The sequence below is a fragment of the Caballeronia sp. HLA56 genome (genome assembly GCF_054655155.1).
Genome location: NZ_BAAHOB010000002.1, coordinates 14,437 through 27,787, shown reverse-complemented (window position 1 = coordinate 27,787; position 13,351 = coordinate 14,437). Strand labels below are relative to the sequence as shown.

The window sequence follows — 13,351 nt, the reverse complement described above, 5'->3', positions numbered from 1 at the left end:
TGTCTCCAATGGACCGGAAAAGCGCCTGCGCGTTGATCCGGTCACGTGCCCCGGTTGGTCCGGGTGCGTATCTGAGGTCGAATGCTTAGTGAATCAGCATGCCGCCGTTCACGTCGAGTGTGACTCCGGTAAGGTAGGAAGAGAGGCCGCTCGTGAGAAAGAGGCAGGCGTTGGCGATATCGGCGGCGTCGCCCAGACGTCCGAGCGGAATGCCCTTGATGATGTCCGTGCGCATTTCAGATGTGAGTTTGTCGCCCGTGATGTCGGTCTGGATCAGGCCCGGCGTGATGGAGTTCACGCGGATGTGGTCGGGGCCGAGTTCGCGCGCCATCGCGCGGGCAAGACCGAGCACGCCCGCTTTGGCCGCGCTGTAATGCGGGCCGCCGAAGATGCCGCCGCCGCGTTGCGCGGAGACCGACGACATGCAGACGATCGAGCCTTGCTGCTGCTTCTTCATCTGCGGAATCACGGCTTGCGACATATAGAGCGTGCCGCGCAAATTCACGCCGATGACCGCATCGAAATTGTCCGCGCTGATTTCCAGCGTCTTGATCGGTTGCGTGATGCCCGCGTTGTTGATGAGCGCATCGATACGCCCGTATTTCTCGATGGCCGCGTTGGCGGCATCGACGCAGGCGGCTTTGTCGGTGACGTCGCAGGCAAGACCGAGATGGCCGTCGCCGAGATCGCTCGCGGCGCTTTCGGCATCGGCCTGACGCAGATCGAGAATGACGATGCGCGCGCCTTCCGCCGCGAGCGCCCTGGCCGTTGCCTTGCCGATCCCGCGCGCCGAAGCCGCGCCCGTGACGATCACTACCTGGTTGTCGAGCAGCATGTTTGTCTCCGTTGGTTGTCTGGTGTGGATGCAGTGTCTTCGCGTTCCACATGACGATCAACGGAGTTTGTCTCAGCTATTGCTGAGAAATTTTCAGGTGTTCGCGGCGCCTTTCACTACGGGCCTCGAGGGCTGTCACCGTCTCTCACGGCCTCGTTCAATCTCCTGGTCCATCCACGCGAGAAACTTCGCGACGCGCGGCAGGTCCGCGTTCTGACTGGGGTATACGAGATGATGCGCGCCGACTTCGACGGCATACTCGCGCCCGAATACAGGCACGAGCGAACCGCGTTCGAGATGCACGGAGGCGAGCATGGTGCTTTCGAGCGCGATGCCATGACCGAGCGCGGCGGCTTCGAGCGACATGTAGGAGCGATCGAAGGAGAAATCGAACGCCTTGCGTCGCGTTGCCACGCCGAACTTGCCGAACCACTGCTGCCATTGCACGAGCGGCGACTCGGAGAAGATCAGCCTGTGTTCGATCAGATCGTCGGGCGATGCCACCGGATAGCGTTCCAGATACGCGGGAGATGCAAGCGGCGCAATGGTTTCGTGACGCAGGGTTCTGACTTCGATATCGGTCCAGTGCCCGTAGCCGTGACGGACATCGACATCGTAAAAACCCGAGGTAAAGGACACGTTTTCATAGGAGCACGCGAGGTTCATCTGGATATCGCCATTCGCCTCCTGGAACGCGGCGAGGCGCGGCAAGAGCCACATGAGGCCGAAGCTCGGACTCGAATGAATGCGTAGTATCTCGACCGATGTTTCGCTCGATGCCCGCTCGGTTGCGCGGTTGAGTTCGGCGAGCGCGCCGGTGACATCGGCGAGGTATTGCGAGCCGGTGGGCGTGAGAACGAGGCCGCGTCCGAGCCGCGTGAAAAGCGCGCGGCCCACGATGCTCTCTAAATTCGCGAGCTGATGACTGACCGCGGAGGGCGTGAGGCCGAGTTCATCGGCGGCGCGGTTGACGCTCTTGGTGCGGGCGACGCTTTCGAACGCGATGATCGACTTCAGGGGAGGAAGGCGCATGGATGCGAGCGTGGAGTTGTCGAGGAGCGGGGCGGTGAAGTTTAGCTCGATTCGTGGGGCATACGCAGTGCAATGGACTCGCAAAGCACAGCCATTTCAGCGCCGCGGGAAGACTTGTGAAACGAATGCTTCCTTCTCTCGACAGGCCGCTAACCGCGCTCCCTACCCACCCGTCCCATCAGATAAAACTCCTCGTTCGGCCGCATGGCGATCACGTTCGCCATGCGGTTCGACAACCCGAAAAACGCCGTGATCGCCGCGATATCCCACGCGTCTTCATCGCTGAAACCGTGTTCGCGCAGCGTGGCAAAGTCTCTATCGTCCACCGTGCCTGAAGCCTGGCAGACCTTCAACGCGAAATCGAGCATGGCCTTTTGACGCGGCGTGATGTCCGCCTTGCGATGATTCACCGCGACCTGATCCGCCACCAGCGCATTCTTCTCGTAGATGCGCAGAATCGCGCCATGCGCGACCACGCAGTAAAGGCAATCGTTCACCGCGCTCGTCGCCACCACGATCATCTCGCGCTCGCCCTTGGTCAGCCCGCCGTCCTTCAGCATCAGCGCATCGTGATACGCGAAGAACGCACGAAACTCGTCGGGCCTGTGCGCAAGCGTCAGGAACACATTCGGCACGAAGCCGGCCTTCTCCTGCACTTCGAGAATGCGCGCACGGATATCGTCCGGCCACGCTTGCGGATCGGGAACGGGGTAGCGGCTGATGGGACGCGTGGTCATCGTTTCTCCGGTCATGGCTTCATCGCGCGACGGTCAGCGACGAAAGCAGCTTCAATAAACTATCCACGTTGACGGGCTTCACGAAGTGATAGTCGAAACCCGCCGACTGCGCGCGCAAGCGATCCTCCGCTTGCCCGTAGCCGGTAATCGCGATCAGCATGGGCGCACGTTCGCCCTTGCGCCGCAAGCGCCGCGCCAGTTCGTATCCGTCGATATCCGGCAAGCCGATGTCGAGCAGCGCGACATCCGGATGAAACGGCGGCGCGGCATCGAGCGCTTCGGCCGACGAATACGCCACGCGCGCCTTGTGTCCTTCCGATTCGCACAGCATGGCGAGCGAATCGGCGGCATCGCGATTGTCATCGACCACGAGTATGCGCAACGAAGCATTCGCTTTCGGCGCTTCGGTATCCGACAACGCGCGCGCGGAATGCCGCTCATGATGATGAAGCCGCGGCAGCCGCACCGTAACCGTCGTGCCGAGTCCCGGTCCCGGACTTTGCACGGTGATGGTTCCCTTGTGCATCTCCACGAGCTTCTTCACGAGCGAAAGGCCGATGCCAAGCCCGCCATTCGAACGGTCCAGCGTGCGCTCGCCCTGCGAGAACAGTTCGAAAACCTTGGGCAGAAGGTCCGCCGAAATGCCCGTGCCGCTATCCGCGATGACGATCGAAACCCACTGCGCATCCGCCTGAACACTCACCGAAATGCGCCCCTGCTCGGGCGTGTACTTGCTTGCGTTATTGAGCACGTTGACGAGGATTTGCGAGAGCCGCGTGACATCGCCGCAGACCCATGTGGTGGCATCGGGGACATCGACGGCAATGTGCTGCGAGCGCGCCTCGACCATGCCGGCAATCGCCTCGACTGCGTGATACACCGCCGTGCCCACGAGTATCGGTTCCACTTGCAACGCAATGCGCCCCTGCGTGATGCGCGACACTTCGAGCAGGTCATCGACGATACGCGTCATGTGTTCCACTTGTCTGCGCATGAGGTCGATCATCTCGCGCGTTTGCGCCTCGACGTCGTGATCCTTTTGCACGAGGGCAATCGCCGTGCGCAGCGGCGCGAGCGGATTGCGTAATTCATGCGCGAGCATTGCGAGAAACTCGTCCTTGCGACGGCCGGCCTCGCGCAACATGAGTTCCATGTGCTTGCGTTCGGTGATGTCGATGACGCTGCCGATGATGCGCAACGGCACGCCGTCCTTACTGCGCTGAAGCAGGGCGCTGCCCTGCATCCACTGTTCCCCGTGCATCGTCTGCACACGAAACTCGAACTGGCTGCCCGGATCTTCGCCGGATGCCACGCGCCGCACGTAATGGTCGAGCGTCGCGGCATCGTCGGGATGCACGCGGGCGAGCGCCGCGTCATACGTGATCGTGTCGTTCACCTGCCATTCGCCGCCGGTTTCGAAGAGGAGCGTCCAGGTTTCGAGTTCGAGCGAAACGATATGAATCTTGGCCGCCTGCATCGCCACCGTAAGACGCAGGCTGCGCGCTTCGATGGCGGCCTGCGCCTCGTATTGCGGCGTGACGTCGGTGGTCGTGCCGAACCATTCCTGCAGGGCGCCCTGATGATCGTAAAGCGGCGCGGCATGCGCCTGCACGATGCGGTAGGTGCCATCGCGTCTGAACATGCGGAACGTGAGCGTGAGCGCGTTGCCTTGTCGCACGGCGTCGAGCCACGTGCTGCGCGTGCGCTCGCGGTCGTCGGGATGCACGAAGTCGAGCCAGCCGAAGCCCATCAGACGATCGGGCGGCGCGCCCGTGAACTTCTCCCAGTCGCCGCCGGAGGGGCGAATAGCGCCGTTGGCATCGGCGGACCAGACGAGCGCATCCGTCGATTCGACGAGCGCCCGATATCGTCGCTCGGAACGGCTCAGACGCTCTTCGTCCGCGCGCTGTTCGCTTATATCGAAGCTCACGCCGTAGACGCGCGTCAGCACGCCATGCCGGTCGAACTCGGGATGCCCGCGCATGCGCAGCCAGCGATGCTCGGACTGATCGCCATCGAGCATGAAATCGAACTCGAACGGACCGCCGTCGCGCAGTGCTTCGGTGAGCATGCGCTGGAACGGCTCGCGATATTCCGGCGCAACGCGATCCCACACTTCCGAGAGCATGACGGCCTCGGTGCCCGGCGGAAACGAATAAAGCGCGGCGAGTTGCGCGGTCATGCGCACCACGCGCGTTTTCATGTCCCATTCCCACGCGCCCATGCGCGCGCCCGCGAACGCAGCCTGCAAACGCCGTTCGCTTGCTTCATACAAGGCCCATGCATGCCGCGATTCGTGAATGTCGATGGCCACGCCGACCGTATCGCCGAACTCGCCTTCGTCGTCGCGACGCGCCTGTAAGTGAAGCGTATGCCAACGGTAAGCGCCATCCGCGCGCAAGAGACGCACATCGACATTGCGCAGCAGCGTGCCGTCGCGCATTTGACGGAGCGCATCGAGCACGGGCGGGATGTCGTCGGGATGAACGAAGGCGTCCCAGTGACGGCCTTCGAGTTCCGGCATGGCAATGCCGAGATACCGGCAAGCCCACGGATTGGCGTAGCGGATAGTGCCGTCTCGCGCCGCACGCCAGACGAAGGACGGCAGGAAATGAGCAGGATCGTGCATGGGCGTCTTTGCTTCGAATCACCGGCAAGACGCGTTGCCTGGTGCGATATATGGTTGTGAGCTAGGGGTCGTACCAATAGCTTAGGGATACCATACATCAAAGCGCGGCAACATCGGCGCTTCCGAGCAAGTTCAACACTCGGTAGTCCGTGTGATTCGGTACAAAGTGCGCTGCGAACGCCCGTTCGCGGCGCTATGTACTCTGCACTTCGTTAAGAGAACTAGCCTGCTTCGCCTACGTCTTTCGGATCGGGCAGCTTGCCTCCTTCGCTGCCCTTGGTGGGTTCTGGCTCGTTCTTCAGTTCGCTTTTCTGCTCATCGGAAAGACGCCGGTCAGCCACGTTCGGATCTTCGCTCGTCTGCTTCGGCGGCGTCTGTCGTTCGTTTTGCTCGCTCATGTGCGCTCCACGCGTTGGGTTCGATGGAGCATATTGCACGCGGCGTGCCCAGGCTTCTAGCGTTACTCGTCGATGGTCCCGTGCACGCCTTGCTCGCCATGCTTCCAGTATGCCGAAGCCCGAATGCGCCGCTTGTCGACACCGCGTTCGTTGCACAGCAACTGGCGCACTGCGCGCATGAGCGTGGCTTCGCCGGCGGCCCAGACGTAGCCGTCGCCTTCGGGCAGATACATGTAGCGCAAGGCGTGCAAGAGCGCGGCCTGTGCATCGTCGCTGTCGCTGCGATAAATCCACTGCGCGAAGAGATCGGCACGCGTGTCGAGTTCGATATGCGCCGCTGGGTCCGCCGCCTGAATCAGCGTGGCCACGCGTGTACCGGCAGGCAATTCTTCGAGCCGCCGCGCGATGGCGGGCAGGGCGGTTTCATCGCCGATCAAGAGATGCCAGTCGAATTGCGCGGGAATGACGAACGAGCCACGCGGCCCGCCGATGCCGAGGTACTGCCCTGGCTTGGCTTGTGCCGCCCATGCGGTGGCCGGCCCGGCTTCGTGCATGGCGAACTCGAGGTCGAGCTCGCGCGCGGCGCGATCGAAGCGGCGCGGCGTGAAATCCCGCGCGACGGGGCGCGGCTTGTCTGGATCGAACACTGGACCATTCGGGCCTGCTTGCGGCACTACGGGCTTGTCCTCGCCCGGCAGCGGGAAAAACACCTTGACGTGGTCGTCGAACGAGGCGCTTTCGAAGTCGGCGAGATCGTCGCCTCGAAGCGTCACGCGCACCAAATGCGGGTTGAGCGTGGCAACCTGCGTGACTTGCAGCAAGCGAAACTTGAGCGCATGCCGCACGCGCGTGACTTCCAGTTCGGGACGGTGTTGCAGTGCGGATTCTGTCATCGTGTGTCGCTCCTTTACGCCTGCTTGGGCGCGGGATTCTGTTCGATCTCGGCGGTCGCGCGCGCCAGAATTTCGGCGATACGGCGTTGCTCGTCCGGCGATACATCGGTGCGCAAGACCAGCGCGCGTTTCAGTGCTCGGCGCGCGGCGATCAGCTCGGGCGTCCAGCCGTTGTCGGCGGCGGCATCGTCGCTTTCCTCGCCGGCATAGGCGCGGCGCACGAGGTCCATCTTGCGGGCAAAGTGCGTGAGCTTCGCGAGCATCAGGTCGATGCGTTCGCGGTTCGCTTCCAGATAGTCGCGGCCCGCGTCGGACAGCGCGTAGCGCTTGCGGTTGCCTTCCACTTCGACAGTCGCGTAGCCGATTTCTTCCAGGTAGGTCAGCGCCGGATAGACCATGCCGGGGCTCGGGGCATAGAAACCGTTCGAACGGTCTTCGAGCGCCTTGATGAGTTCGTAACCGTGACGCGGCGCCTCGGCCAGCATGGCGAGCAGCAGCAGTTGCAGGTCGTCCGAGGAGAACTTGCGGCCGCGCGGCATGCCGTCTTCGCCGCCGAAGCCACCGCGTCCGCCACGGCCACCGAAGCCGCCGCCAAAGCCGCCGCCGAAGCGGTCGTCTCCGCCGCCACCTCCGCGTCCGTGCCGGCCGATCAGCCCCAGGCGGGAGAAGGCGAAACGCTCGACCCACTCGGGCGCGTTGCGAATGTCGAAGGGAAAGTCGAAGCCAGCCGCGCGAGAACCCGCGTCGCGCCCGCGATGAAAACATTTGGATCGCATGAGATCACTCCGTAGATATCGTAAAACATATCTAAAGATATATATCGTAAGAGCGTCTGTCAAGCGACTATTTCAGGATGAGCAGCCGTCCGGCGATGCCACCTACAATCCTTCGATATTCACCCCTACCCAATCACGCAGGAAACTCAGATGACTCACTTCCGCTCCGTCGCCCTTGAACACGCAAGCCGGTTGATCAATCACGGACCCACCGTGCTCGTCACGAGCGTTCATGGCGAACGTCGCGACGTGATGGCCGCGGCCTGGTCGATGCCGGTCGAATTCACGCCGCCGCGCATCGCCGTGGTCATCGACAAGAGCACTTACACGCGTGAACTCGCGATGGCGAGCGGCGTGTTCGGCGTCGTCATTCCGGGCGCGGCGGCTATCGACTTGACGTTTGCGGTCGGCTCGACGAGCGGACGCGAGATCGACAAGTTCAAGACTTTCGGGATCGAGACGATAAAAGGACCAGTGCTCGGTCTTCCGTTGATCGAGACGAACTGTGCGGCTTGGCTGGAATGCCGGCTCATCAGCGAGCCGCATACGCAAGACGCCTATGACACGTGCTTCGCCGAAGTCGTGTTCGCTGCGGCCGACGAACGCATTTTCTCTAACGGTCATTGGAACGTGGACGACTCCAATGCGTCGCTGCATACCATCCATCATCTTGGCGCGGGCAAGTTCGTGCGCGGCTCATCCATGCAGCAAGCCAAGCCGCTCACGCGATAAAACTTGCCGCTTGTCGAGGCTGTCGTCGGTCGATCTGACTCGGCCTTGTACGCCTTTAGAGCGCATGTTCTAAGCGTGACTTAAAAGGTCTAAAGAATCTCTTTTCCCGGTCGTTAAGCAGTCGACGAACGCGAGGCACCGATGGTGCACTTGCGTCGCAAATAACAAGCACGCGATCCGTCACATGAACTCGGACGTGTGCGATAGGTGGGTGAGGACAGGTTTCATACAGTCACGGGCTTGCTGCGAAAGCGGCGCGCCGGTGTGACTGCCATGAAGGCCGCTCGCACCATCCGGGGAAAGGGGTGTGGTATGAAACAACGGTTTTCGGGTTTGCGATTCGTCGTTTATCTCGTGGGCTTCACGGGGCTACTGTGGCTGAGACTTTTGATCTCACCCGATGGCAAAAGCGGCGTGTTGGCCTTCTTCGCGTGCGTGGCCTCGCTCGCGGCGGCTTATCTGGTTTATTACGCGGCGTCGGAGGGTTACTTTCGCAACCTTGCCGGTGGCGTGGTGGTTTATCTTGCCATCGCGGCAGTGGTCGTGGCGTGTCCGCCATTCGTCTTGCTGCTTGCGTTCTGGTCGGTGACGAGCCTCTTCAAGCAACGCCGCGCGCTGCTCATGCATGCGCTTGCAAGCGTCACATTGTTCCTGCTCATCTTTCCGATGCCGCTCGCCGAGCGCCTTGGCATGCCTGAACTTGCGGGTGCGCCAGCGGGTCTCGCGTATTTGGTGTTTTCGCTTGCGTGGTCGGCTGTGGCGGCGCGCAGTCCGTTGAAGATCGGCCTCTTCAAGTTCGCGACAATGCTTGTGGCCCTGCCGCTCATTGGTACTTTCGTGTCGCTGGTTGGCGGCGGGATGCTGAATCGTCCGGAGCGGCGTGTGCGTAATTCGCTGGCACGTTCGCGACGGGCGATGCAGTTGGCTTTGCCTGCGCCCGACGCTACAGCGGCTTCTTCCGCCTCGCGTGTGGCTTCGACCGATGCCGGATTGGCGTTGCCTGCCGCCTTGATCGCGGGGATCGCGGCTGAGGTGCTGATGCCGGTGGCTGTCGCGGCTGAGTAGGAGAGGTGTTTCGCCGATATGCTTGGTGGATGAGCGTATCGGCGGGGATGTTGGAGGCAGCTTGTCGGCACGCGGAAGGCAAAGCCGCGGCCCACTAAGCCTTCACCACCAACCTCGCCTCCAACCCACCCCCCTCACGCTCATGCAGCGTGAGCGTCGCATCCATCGCAAGCGTCAATTGACGCGCAATCGCGAGCCCCAGCCCGGTCCCTCCGGTCTGCCGGTTACGCGATCCTTCCAGCCGGACGAACGGCTCGAACACCGCTTCCAGCGACTCGGCCGGAATACCCGGTCCGCGATCCAGCACCACGATCGAAGCGCCTCCGTCCGGCAGTCCGCCGATCTCGATCTCCGCTGCTCCGGCGAACTTGAGCGCGTTATCCACGAGATTGCCGACGATCCGTCGCAACGCCTGCGGCCGCGTCACCATCGTGCCGCCGATACTTCCCTTGAGCGACACGACCTTGCCCGCATCGAGATAATCGTTGAGAAGGCTCTCGAATAGCGCGTCCGAATCGACACGGAGCGGCGCCTCGGTCGTGCCGTGCAACGTCCGTGCATAAGTCACGCCTTCCTTCACGAGCGTTTCCATCTCCTGCAAATCCTGCTGTAACCTGAGACCGGCAGGATTTTCATCCATCGTGTCGACGCGCAATCGCATGCGCGTAATCGGCGTCTGCAAGTCATGCGTAATGGCCGCGAGTATCTGCATGCGCTGGGTCATGTACATCGAGACGCGGTCTTGCATCGCGTTGAATGCCTTGGCCGCGCGCGTTACTTCGTCCGGACCGTGCTCGGGCAGACGCGTGGCCTTGAGGTCCGGACCGAGCGTGTCCGCGGCTTCGGCCAATTGCTTGAGCGGGCGCGTCGCGATACGCACCGCGAGCCAGCAACATGCCGCGAGCAGCACGAGTTGTCCTGCAAGCACGAGCGGCAGCCACGCGGACAGCGGCGTGCCGACCATCGGATGCATGTCGATGGTGAGCGGGCTGCCATCGGTGAGACGCAAGTGAACCTGCATGCGTTCGGCATCGCCGGGAACGGCATTGGCCGTCAGCGGATAACGCTTGCCGATGCCATCCGCTATCGACTTCGCAAAGCGCTCGGAAAGCGCGGCATCGAGCGGCGTGCCGCTTTCGCCCGGCCCGAGGATGAATTGATAGCTGCGGCGCGCCAGTCGCGGCAGCCACTCGGCACGTTCGGCGGGCGGCAGATGATCGAGCAGCGCCACGGAACTCGTCACCTCGCGCTCGACGTAGCCGACCATCACGCTGGTCATCGACTGATCGCGCTCGGTCATCGTGATCCAGAACGACAGCGTCTGCGCAAGCGCGATACCCACGAACAGAATCACCGCGAGCCGCGCGAACAGCGTGCGCGGCCAGGGCAAACACCGTGGCGGATGCGCGGTCGATGTCGTTGCACCGAGCGCGCTCATGACGATGCATCCAGCGGCGTGACCGCAGCGGAAAACACATAGCCTTCGCTGCGCAACGTCTTGATGTAGCGCGGCTCGCGCGCCTCGTCGCGCAGACGCTGACGCAAACGGCTCACCAGCAGATCGATGGAGCGGTCGAAGGCATCGGCCTGACGGCCTTGCGTCAGGTTGAGCAACTGATCGCGCGTAAGCACGCGTTGCGGATTGTCGAGGAACACGCGCAGCAGGCGATATTCCGCGCCCGACAGCGCCACCATGGTGCCTTCTGCATCGAGCAGATGGCGCGCGGTGGTGTCGAGCCGCCAGTCGCCGAAGCCCAGCATTTGCGCCGATTCGGTCACTTCCATTCCCGGCGGCAACATGCGTGTGCGACGCAGCACGGACCGGATGCGCGCGAGCAGTTCGCGCACGGCGAAGGGCTTGGGCAGGTAGTCGTCCGCGCCCATTTCGAGGCCGAGAATGCGGTCGGCTTCCTCGTTGCGCGCGGTGAGCATGAGCACGGGCACCGCACGGAACTTGCTCGCGCGCAACTCGCGGCACAACACGAGGCCGTCCTCGCCGGGCAGCATCAGGTCGAGCACGATCAGATCCGGCGCGCCTTGTTCGAGCGCGGCGCGCATCTGGCGTCCGTTGGCTGCGAGCGAAACGCGCATGCCATTCTTTTCGAGGTAGGTCGCGAGCAACTCGCGGATACCGCGATCGTCATCGACGATCAGCACATGGTCGGTCGTTTCCATCGATAGCTCACGGCTTCTTGCGCTTGATCTGCATCCGGCCCGTGGCTATTGAGAGGCACTGCACCGGATGGGCCAGTTCGGTTGCGATACCGCCGAATAAAAACGCTGCGACGGCGAAGAACTGCTTCATTTCAATCTCCCGCGTGATCGCTGTGTCTGCGTTATAGCGCAAAACGCGAGCGGTTTTGTATCGCAGTGTATCCGGACTTTCTCGCGACACATGCGGATTCACTCGCCGGTCTTGAACGGCGCTTCGTATCGCAATGTATCCGCGCTGACTTCGATACAAAACATTGCTCACGCAACACACAGCGGATACATCCGAACGTTTTAATGCTTCAACGACGGCATCAGCGGATTTCAAGCGTCGCCTCCCACCCACCAGTTAAGGAGTAGCACCATGAAGATTTCCATCGTTGCTTTCGCTCTCGTTGCAAGCGCCATGACGGGCATTGCTCACGCGGAGGTTCACACCACGTCGACGCAACCGCAGGTCGGCAAGACACGCGCGGAAGTGAAGCGCGAACTCGTGCAAGCGCAAAAGAACGGGCAGATCGCGGCGCTCGCGAATCTGTATCGCGGTAGCTGATCGGCACGCATTGTCTCAATCCATTTCGTGAGGTTCACCATGTTCAAGAAGCTCATCACCGCTGCAGTCGTCGTTGCTAGCGCCACTGCCGCGGGTTCCGTTTTCGCAAGCAGCGGATACGGTCTCGCGCCGCACGGTGACACGTCGGCCGGCGTGCGCGCATCGCAACGCGCTCAGCGTGTGCAGTCGATCAACGATAGCGGCATGCAGGGCTATGGCGGCATGCGCGATGTCCAGACGCAGTCTGGCAGCGCATCGACGATCACGACTTTTCCGACGAGCGGCACGGGTTCGCTCTTCGCGCATCACTAACGCCTTGATCAACGCCTACCGAAGGAGATGAACACCATGACGCAACTCGACAAACTTCTCTACACCGGCAAGACACACGTGACCGGAGGCCGCGATGGCGCGGCGCGCAGTTCCGACGACCGGCTGAATGTCAGGCTCACGCCGCCCGGCACGCCTGGCGCGGGGACCAATCCCGAGCAATTGCTCGCAGCGGGATGGTCCGCATGCTTCATCGGCGCGATGGGCAAGGCCGCCGCGAAACTGCAAGTGAAGTTGCCGGCCAATACCGCCGTCGATGCGGAGATCGATCTGGGTATGAATGGCGATGCGTACTTGCTGCGTGCGCGCCTGAACGTGAGCTTGCCGGGCATCGAACGTGATGCGGCGCAGGCGATCGTCGAGGGCGCGCATCGAACCTGTCCGTATTCGAAGGCGACGCGCGGAAATATCGATGTGACCATTACGGTAGTTTGAAGCCGCAAAAACTAAGCGCAGCCATGCAAAGTGCACTGGCTGCGCTTCTTTCTGCTGGCCGTTCAAAGCGGGAAAGCTCCCGCTCGCGATACTCGAGACTTACTTCTTCGCTTCGGCAAAGCGCCGCGCGACTTCCTTCCAGTCGATCACATTGAAGAATGCGGCGATGTATTCGGGCCGGCGATTTTCATACTTCAGATAATAGGCGTGCTCCCAGACATCGAGACCGAGAACCGGCGTATTGCCCGAGCCGATTCCCGACATCAACGGGTTGTCCTGATTGCCCGTGCTTTCGACCGCGAGCTTGCCCTGCGGTGTCACGCTGAGCCACGCCCAGCCGCTGCCAAAGCGCGTGAGTGCGGCCTTGGTGAAAGCTTCCTTGAAGGCATCGAAGCCGCCTAGGTCGGTATCGATCGCTTGGGCCACTTCGCCTTCCGGCTTGCCGCCGCCTTGCGGAGACATGATGGTCCAGAAGAGGCTATGGTTCGCGTGGCCGCCGCCGTTATTGCGCACCGGGGTGCGGATCGCTTCGGGCAGTTTGTCGATCTGCGTGATCAGTTGCTCGACCGGCAAGTCCTTGTGCTCCGAACTCTCCAGCGCGGCATTCAGATTATTCACATAGGTCTGATGATGCTTCGTGTAATGCACTTCCATCGTGCGCGCGTCGATGTTCGGCTCGAGTGCATCGTAAGCGTAGGGCAGGGGAGGCAGGGAATAAGCCATTG

General features: G+C 62.1%; 16 protein-coding genes. 5 read left to right on the top strand and 11 right to left on the bottom strand.

The window, feature by feature from the left end; translation table 11 throughout:
• Positions 1-85: 85 nt before the first annotated feature.
• From ACYQ47_RS06580 to ACYQ47_RS06550, 7 genes are all read right to left on the bottom strand, one after another.
• Complete coding sequence (locus ACYQ47_RS06580; RefSeq protein ID WP_459904864.1) at positions 86-835, bottom strand: SDR family NAD(P)-dependent oxidoreductase; 750 nt, start codon at positions 833-835, stop codon at positions 86-88.
• 135 nt (positions 836-970) lie between these two features.
• On the bottom strand, positions 971-1,867 hold the full coding sequence (locus ACYQ47_RS06575) for a LysR substrate-binding domain-containing protein (protein WP_459904863.1): 897 nt from the start codon (positions 1,865-1,867) through the stop codon (positions 971-973).
• A gap of 149 nt (positions 1,868-2,016) precedes the next feature.
• Positions 2,017-2,604, bottom strand: a complete 588-nt coding sequence (locus ACYQ47_RS06570; RefSeq protein WP_244830171.1) for a peroxidase-related enzyme — start codon at positions 2,602-2,604, stop codon at positions 2,017-2,019.
• Positions 2,605-2,623: 19 nt separating this feature from the next.
• Positions 2,624-5,233 (bottom strand): PAS domain-containing hybrid sensor histidine kinase/response regulator, encoded by a 2,610-nt coding sequence (locus tag ACYQ47_RS06565; protein WP_250468400.1) that lies wholly within the window; start codon positions 5,231-5,233, stop codon positions 2,624-2,626.
• 221 nt (positions 5,234-5,454) lie between these two features.
• Complete coding sequence (locus ACYQ47_RS06560) at positions 5,455-5,631, bottom strand: hypothetical protein (RefSeq protein ID WP_459904862.1); 177 nt, start codon at positions 5,629-5,631, stop codon at positions 5,455-5,457.
• A gap of 62 nt (positions 5,632-5,693) precedes the next feature.
• A complete protein-coding gene (locus ACYQ47_RS06555; RefSeq protein ID WP_459904861.1) occupies positions 5,694-6,524 on the bottom strand; it encodes a siderophore-interacting protein in 831 nt (276 codons plus the stop codon).
• Positions 6,525-6,538: 14 nt separating this feature from the next.
• Positions 6,539-7,300 (bottom strand): PadR family transcriptional regulator, encoded by a 762-nt coding sequence (locus ACYQ47_RS06550; RefSeq protein WP_250510694.1) that lies wholly within the window; start codon positions 7,298-7,300, stop codon positions 6,539-6,541.
• 150 nt (positions 7,301-7,450) lie between these two features.
• Here ACYQ47_RS06550 and ACYQ47_RS06545 point away from each other — a divergent pair, with 150 nt between their 5' ends.
• Together ACYQ47_RS06545 and ACYQ47_RS06540 are read left to right on the top strand one after the other, a co-directional pair.
• Positions 7,451-8,032 (top strand): flavin reductase family protein, encoded by a 582-nt coding sequence (locus ACYQ47_RS06545; protein ID WP_459904860.1) that lies wholly within the window; start codon positions 7,451-7,453, stop codon positions 8,030-8,032.
• 312 nt (positions 8,033-8,344) lie between these two features.
• Positions 8,345-9,097, top strand: coding sequence for a hypothetical protein (locus tag ACYQ47_RS06540; protein ID WP_459904859.1), 753 nt, complete (start codon positions 8,345-8,347; stop codon positions 9,095-9,097).
• Positions 9,098-9,191: 94 nt separating this feature from the next.
• Here ACYQ47_RS06540 and ACYQ47_RS06535 read toward each other — a convergent pair whose 3' ends face one another.
• Genes ACYQ47_RS06535 through ACYQ47_RS06525 form a run of 3 tightly spaced genes read right to left on the bottom strand, consistent with a single transcriptional unit; the run spans position 9,192 to position 11,402 of the window.
• Positions 9,192-10,535, bottom strand: a complete 1,344-nt coding sequence (locus ACYQ47_RS06535) for an ATP-binding protein (protein WP_459904858.1) — start codon at positions 10,533-10,535, stop codon at positions 9,192-9,194.
• Positions 10,532-11,272, bottom strand: a complete 741-nt coding sequence (locus ACYQ47_RS06530) for a response regulator (RefSeq protein WP_250468395.1) — start codon at positions 11,270-11,272, stop codon at positions 10,532-10,534. Before ACYQ47_RS06530 ends, ACYQ47_RS06535 begins: the two co-directional genes overlap by 4 nt.
• 7 nt (positions 11,273-11,279) lie before the next feature.
• Positions 11,280-11,402: a hypothetical protein gene (locus ACYQ47_RS06525; protein WP_459904857.1), complete on the bottom strand. Its 123-nt coding sequence runs from the start codon at positions 11,400-11,402 to the stop codon at positions 11,280-11,282.
• Positions 11,403-11,672: 270 nt separating this feature from the next.
• Between ACYQ47_RS06525 and ACYQ47_RS06520 the strand changes: the two genes are divergently transcribed.
• Genes ACYQ47_RS06520 through ACYQ47_RS06510 form a run of 3 tightly spaced genes read left to right on the top strand, consistent with a single transcriptional unit; the run spans position 11,673 to position 12,626 of the window.
• A complete protein-coding gene (locus ACYQ47_RS06520) occupies positions 11,673-11,861 on the top strand; it encodes a DUF4148 domain-containing protein (protein ID WP_250510690.1) in 189 nt (62 codons plus the stop codon).
• Positions 11,862-11,900: 39 nt separating this feature from the next.
• Complete coding sequence (locus tag ACYQ47_RS06515; protein ID WP_250468393.1) at positions 11,901-12,173, top strand: hypothetical protein; 273 nt, start codon at positions 11,901-11,903, stop codon at positions 12,171-12,173.
• A gap of 36 nt (positions 12,174-12,209) precedes the next feature.
• Positions 12,210-12,626, top strand: coding sequence for an organic hydroperoxide resistance protein (locus ACYQ47_RS06510; RefSeq protein WP_459904856.1), 417 nt, complete (start codon positions 12,210-12,212; stop codon positions 12,624-12,626).
• A gap of 99 nt (positions 12,627-12,725) precedes the next feature.
• Here ACYQ47_RS06510 and ACYQ47_RS06505 read toward each other — a convergent pair whose 3' ends face one another.
• A complete protein-coding gene (locus ACYQ47_RS06505; RefSeq protein WP_459904855.1) occupies positions 12,726-13,349 on the bottom strand; it encodes a superoxide dismutase in 624 nt (207 codons plus the stop codon).
• Between the last annotated feature and the right edge of the window lie 2 nt (positions 13,350-13,351).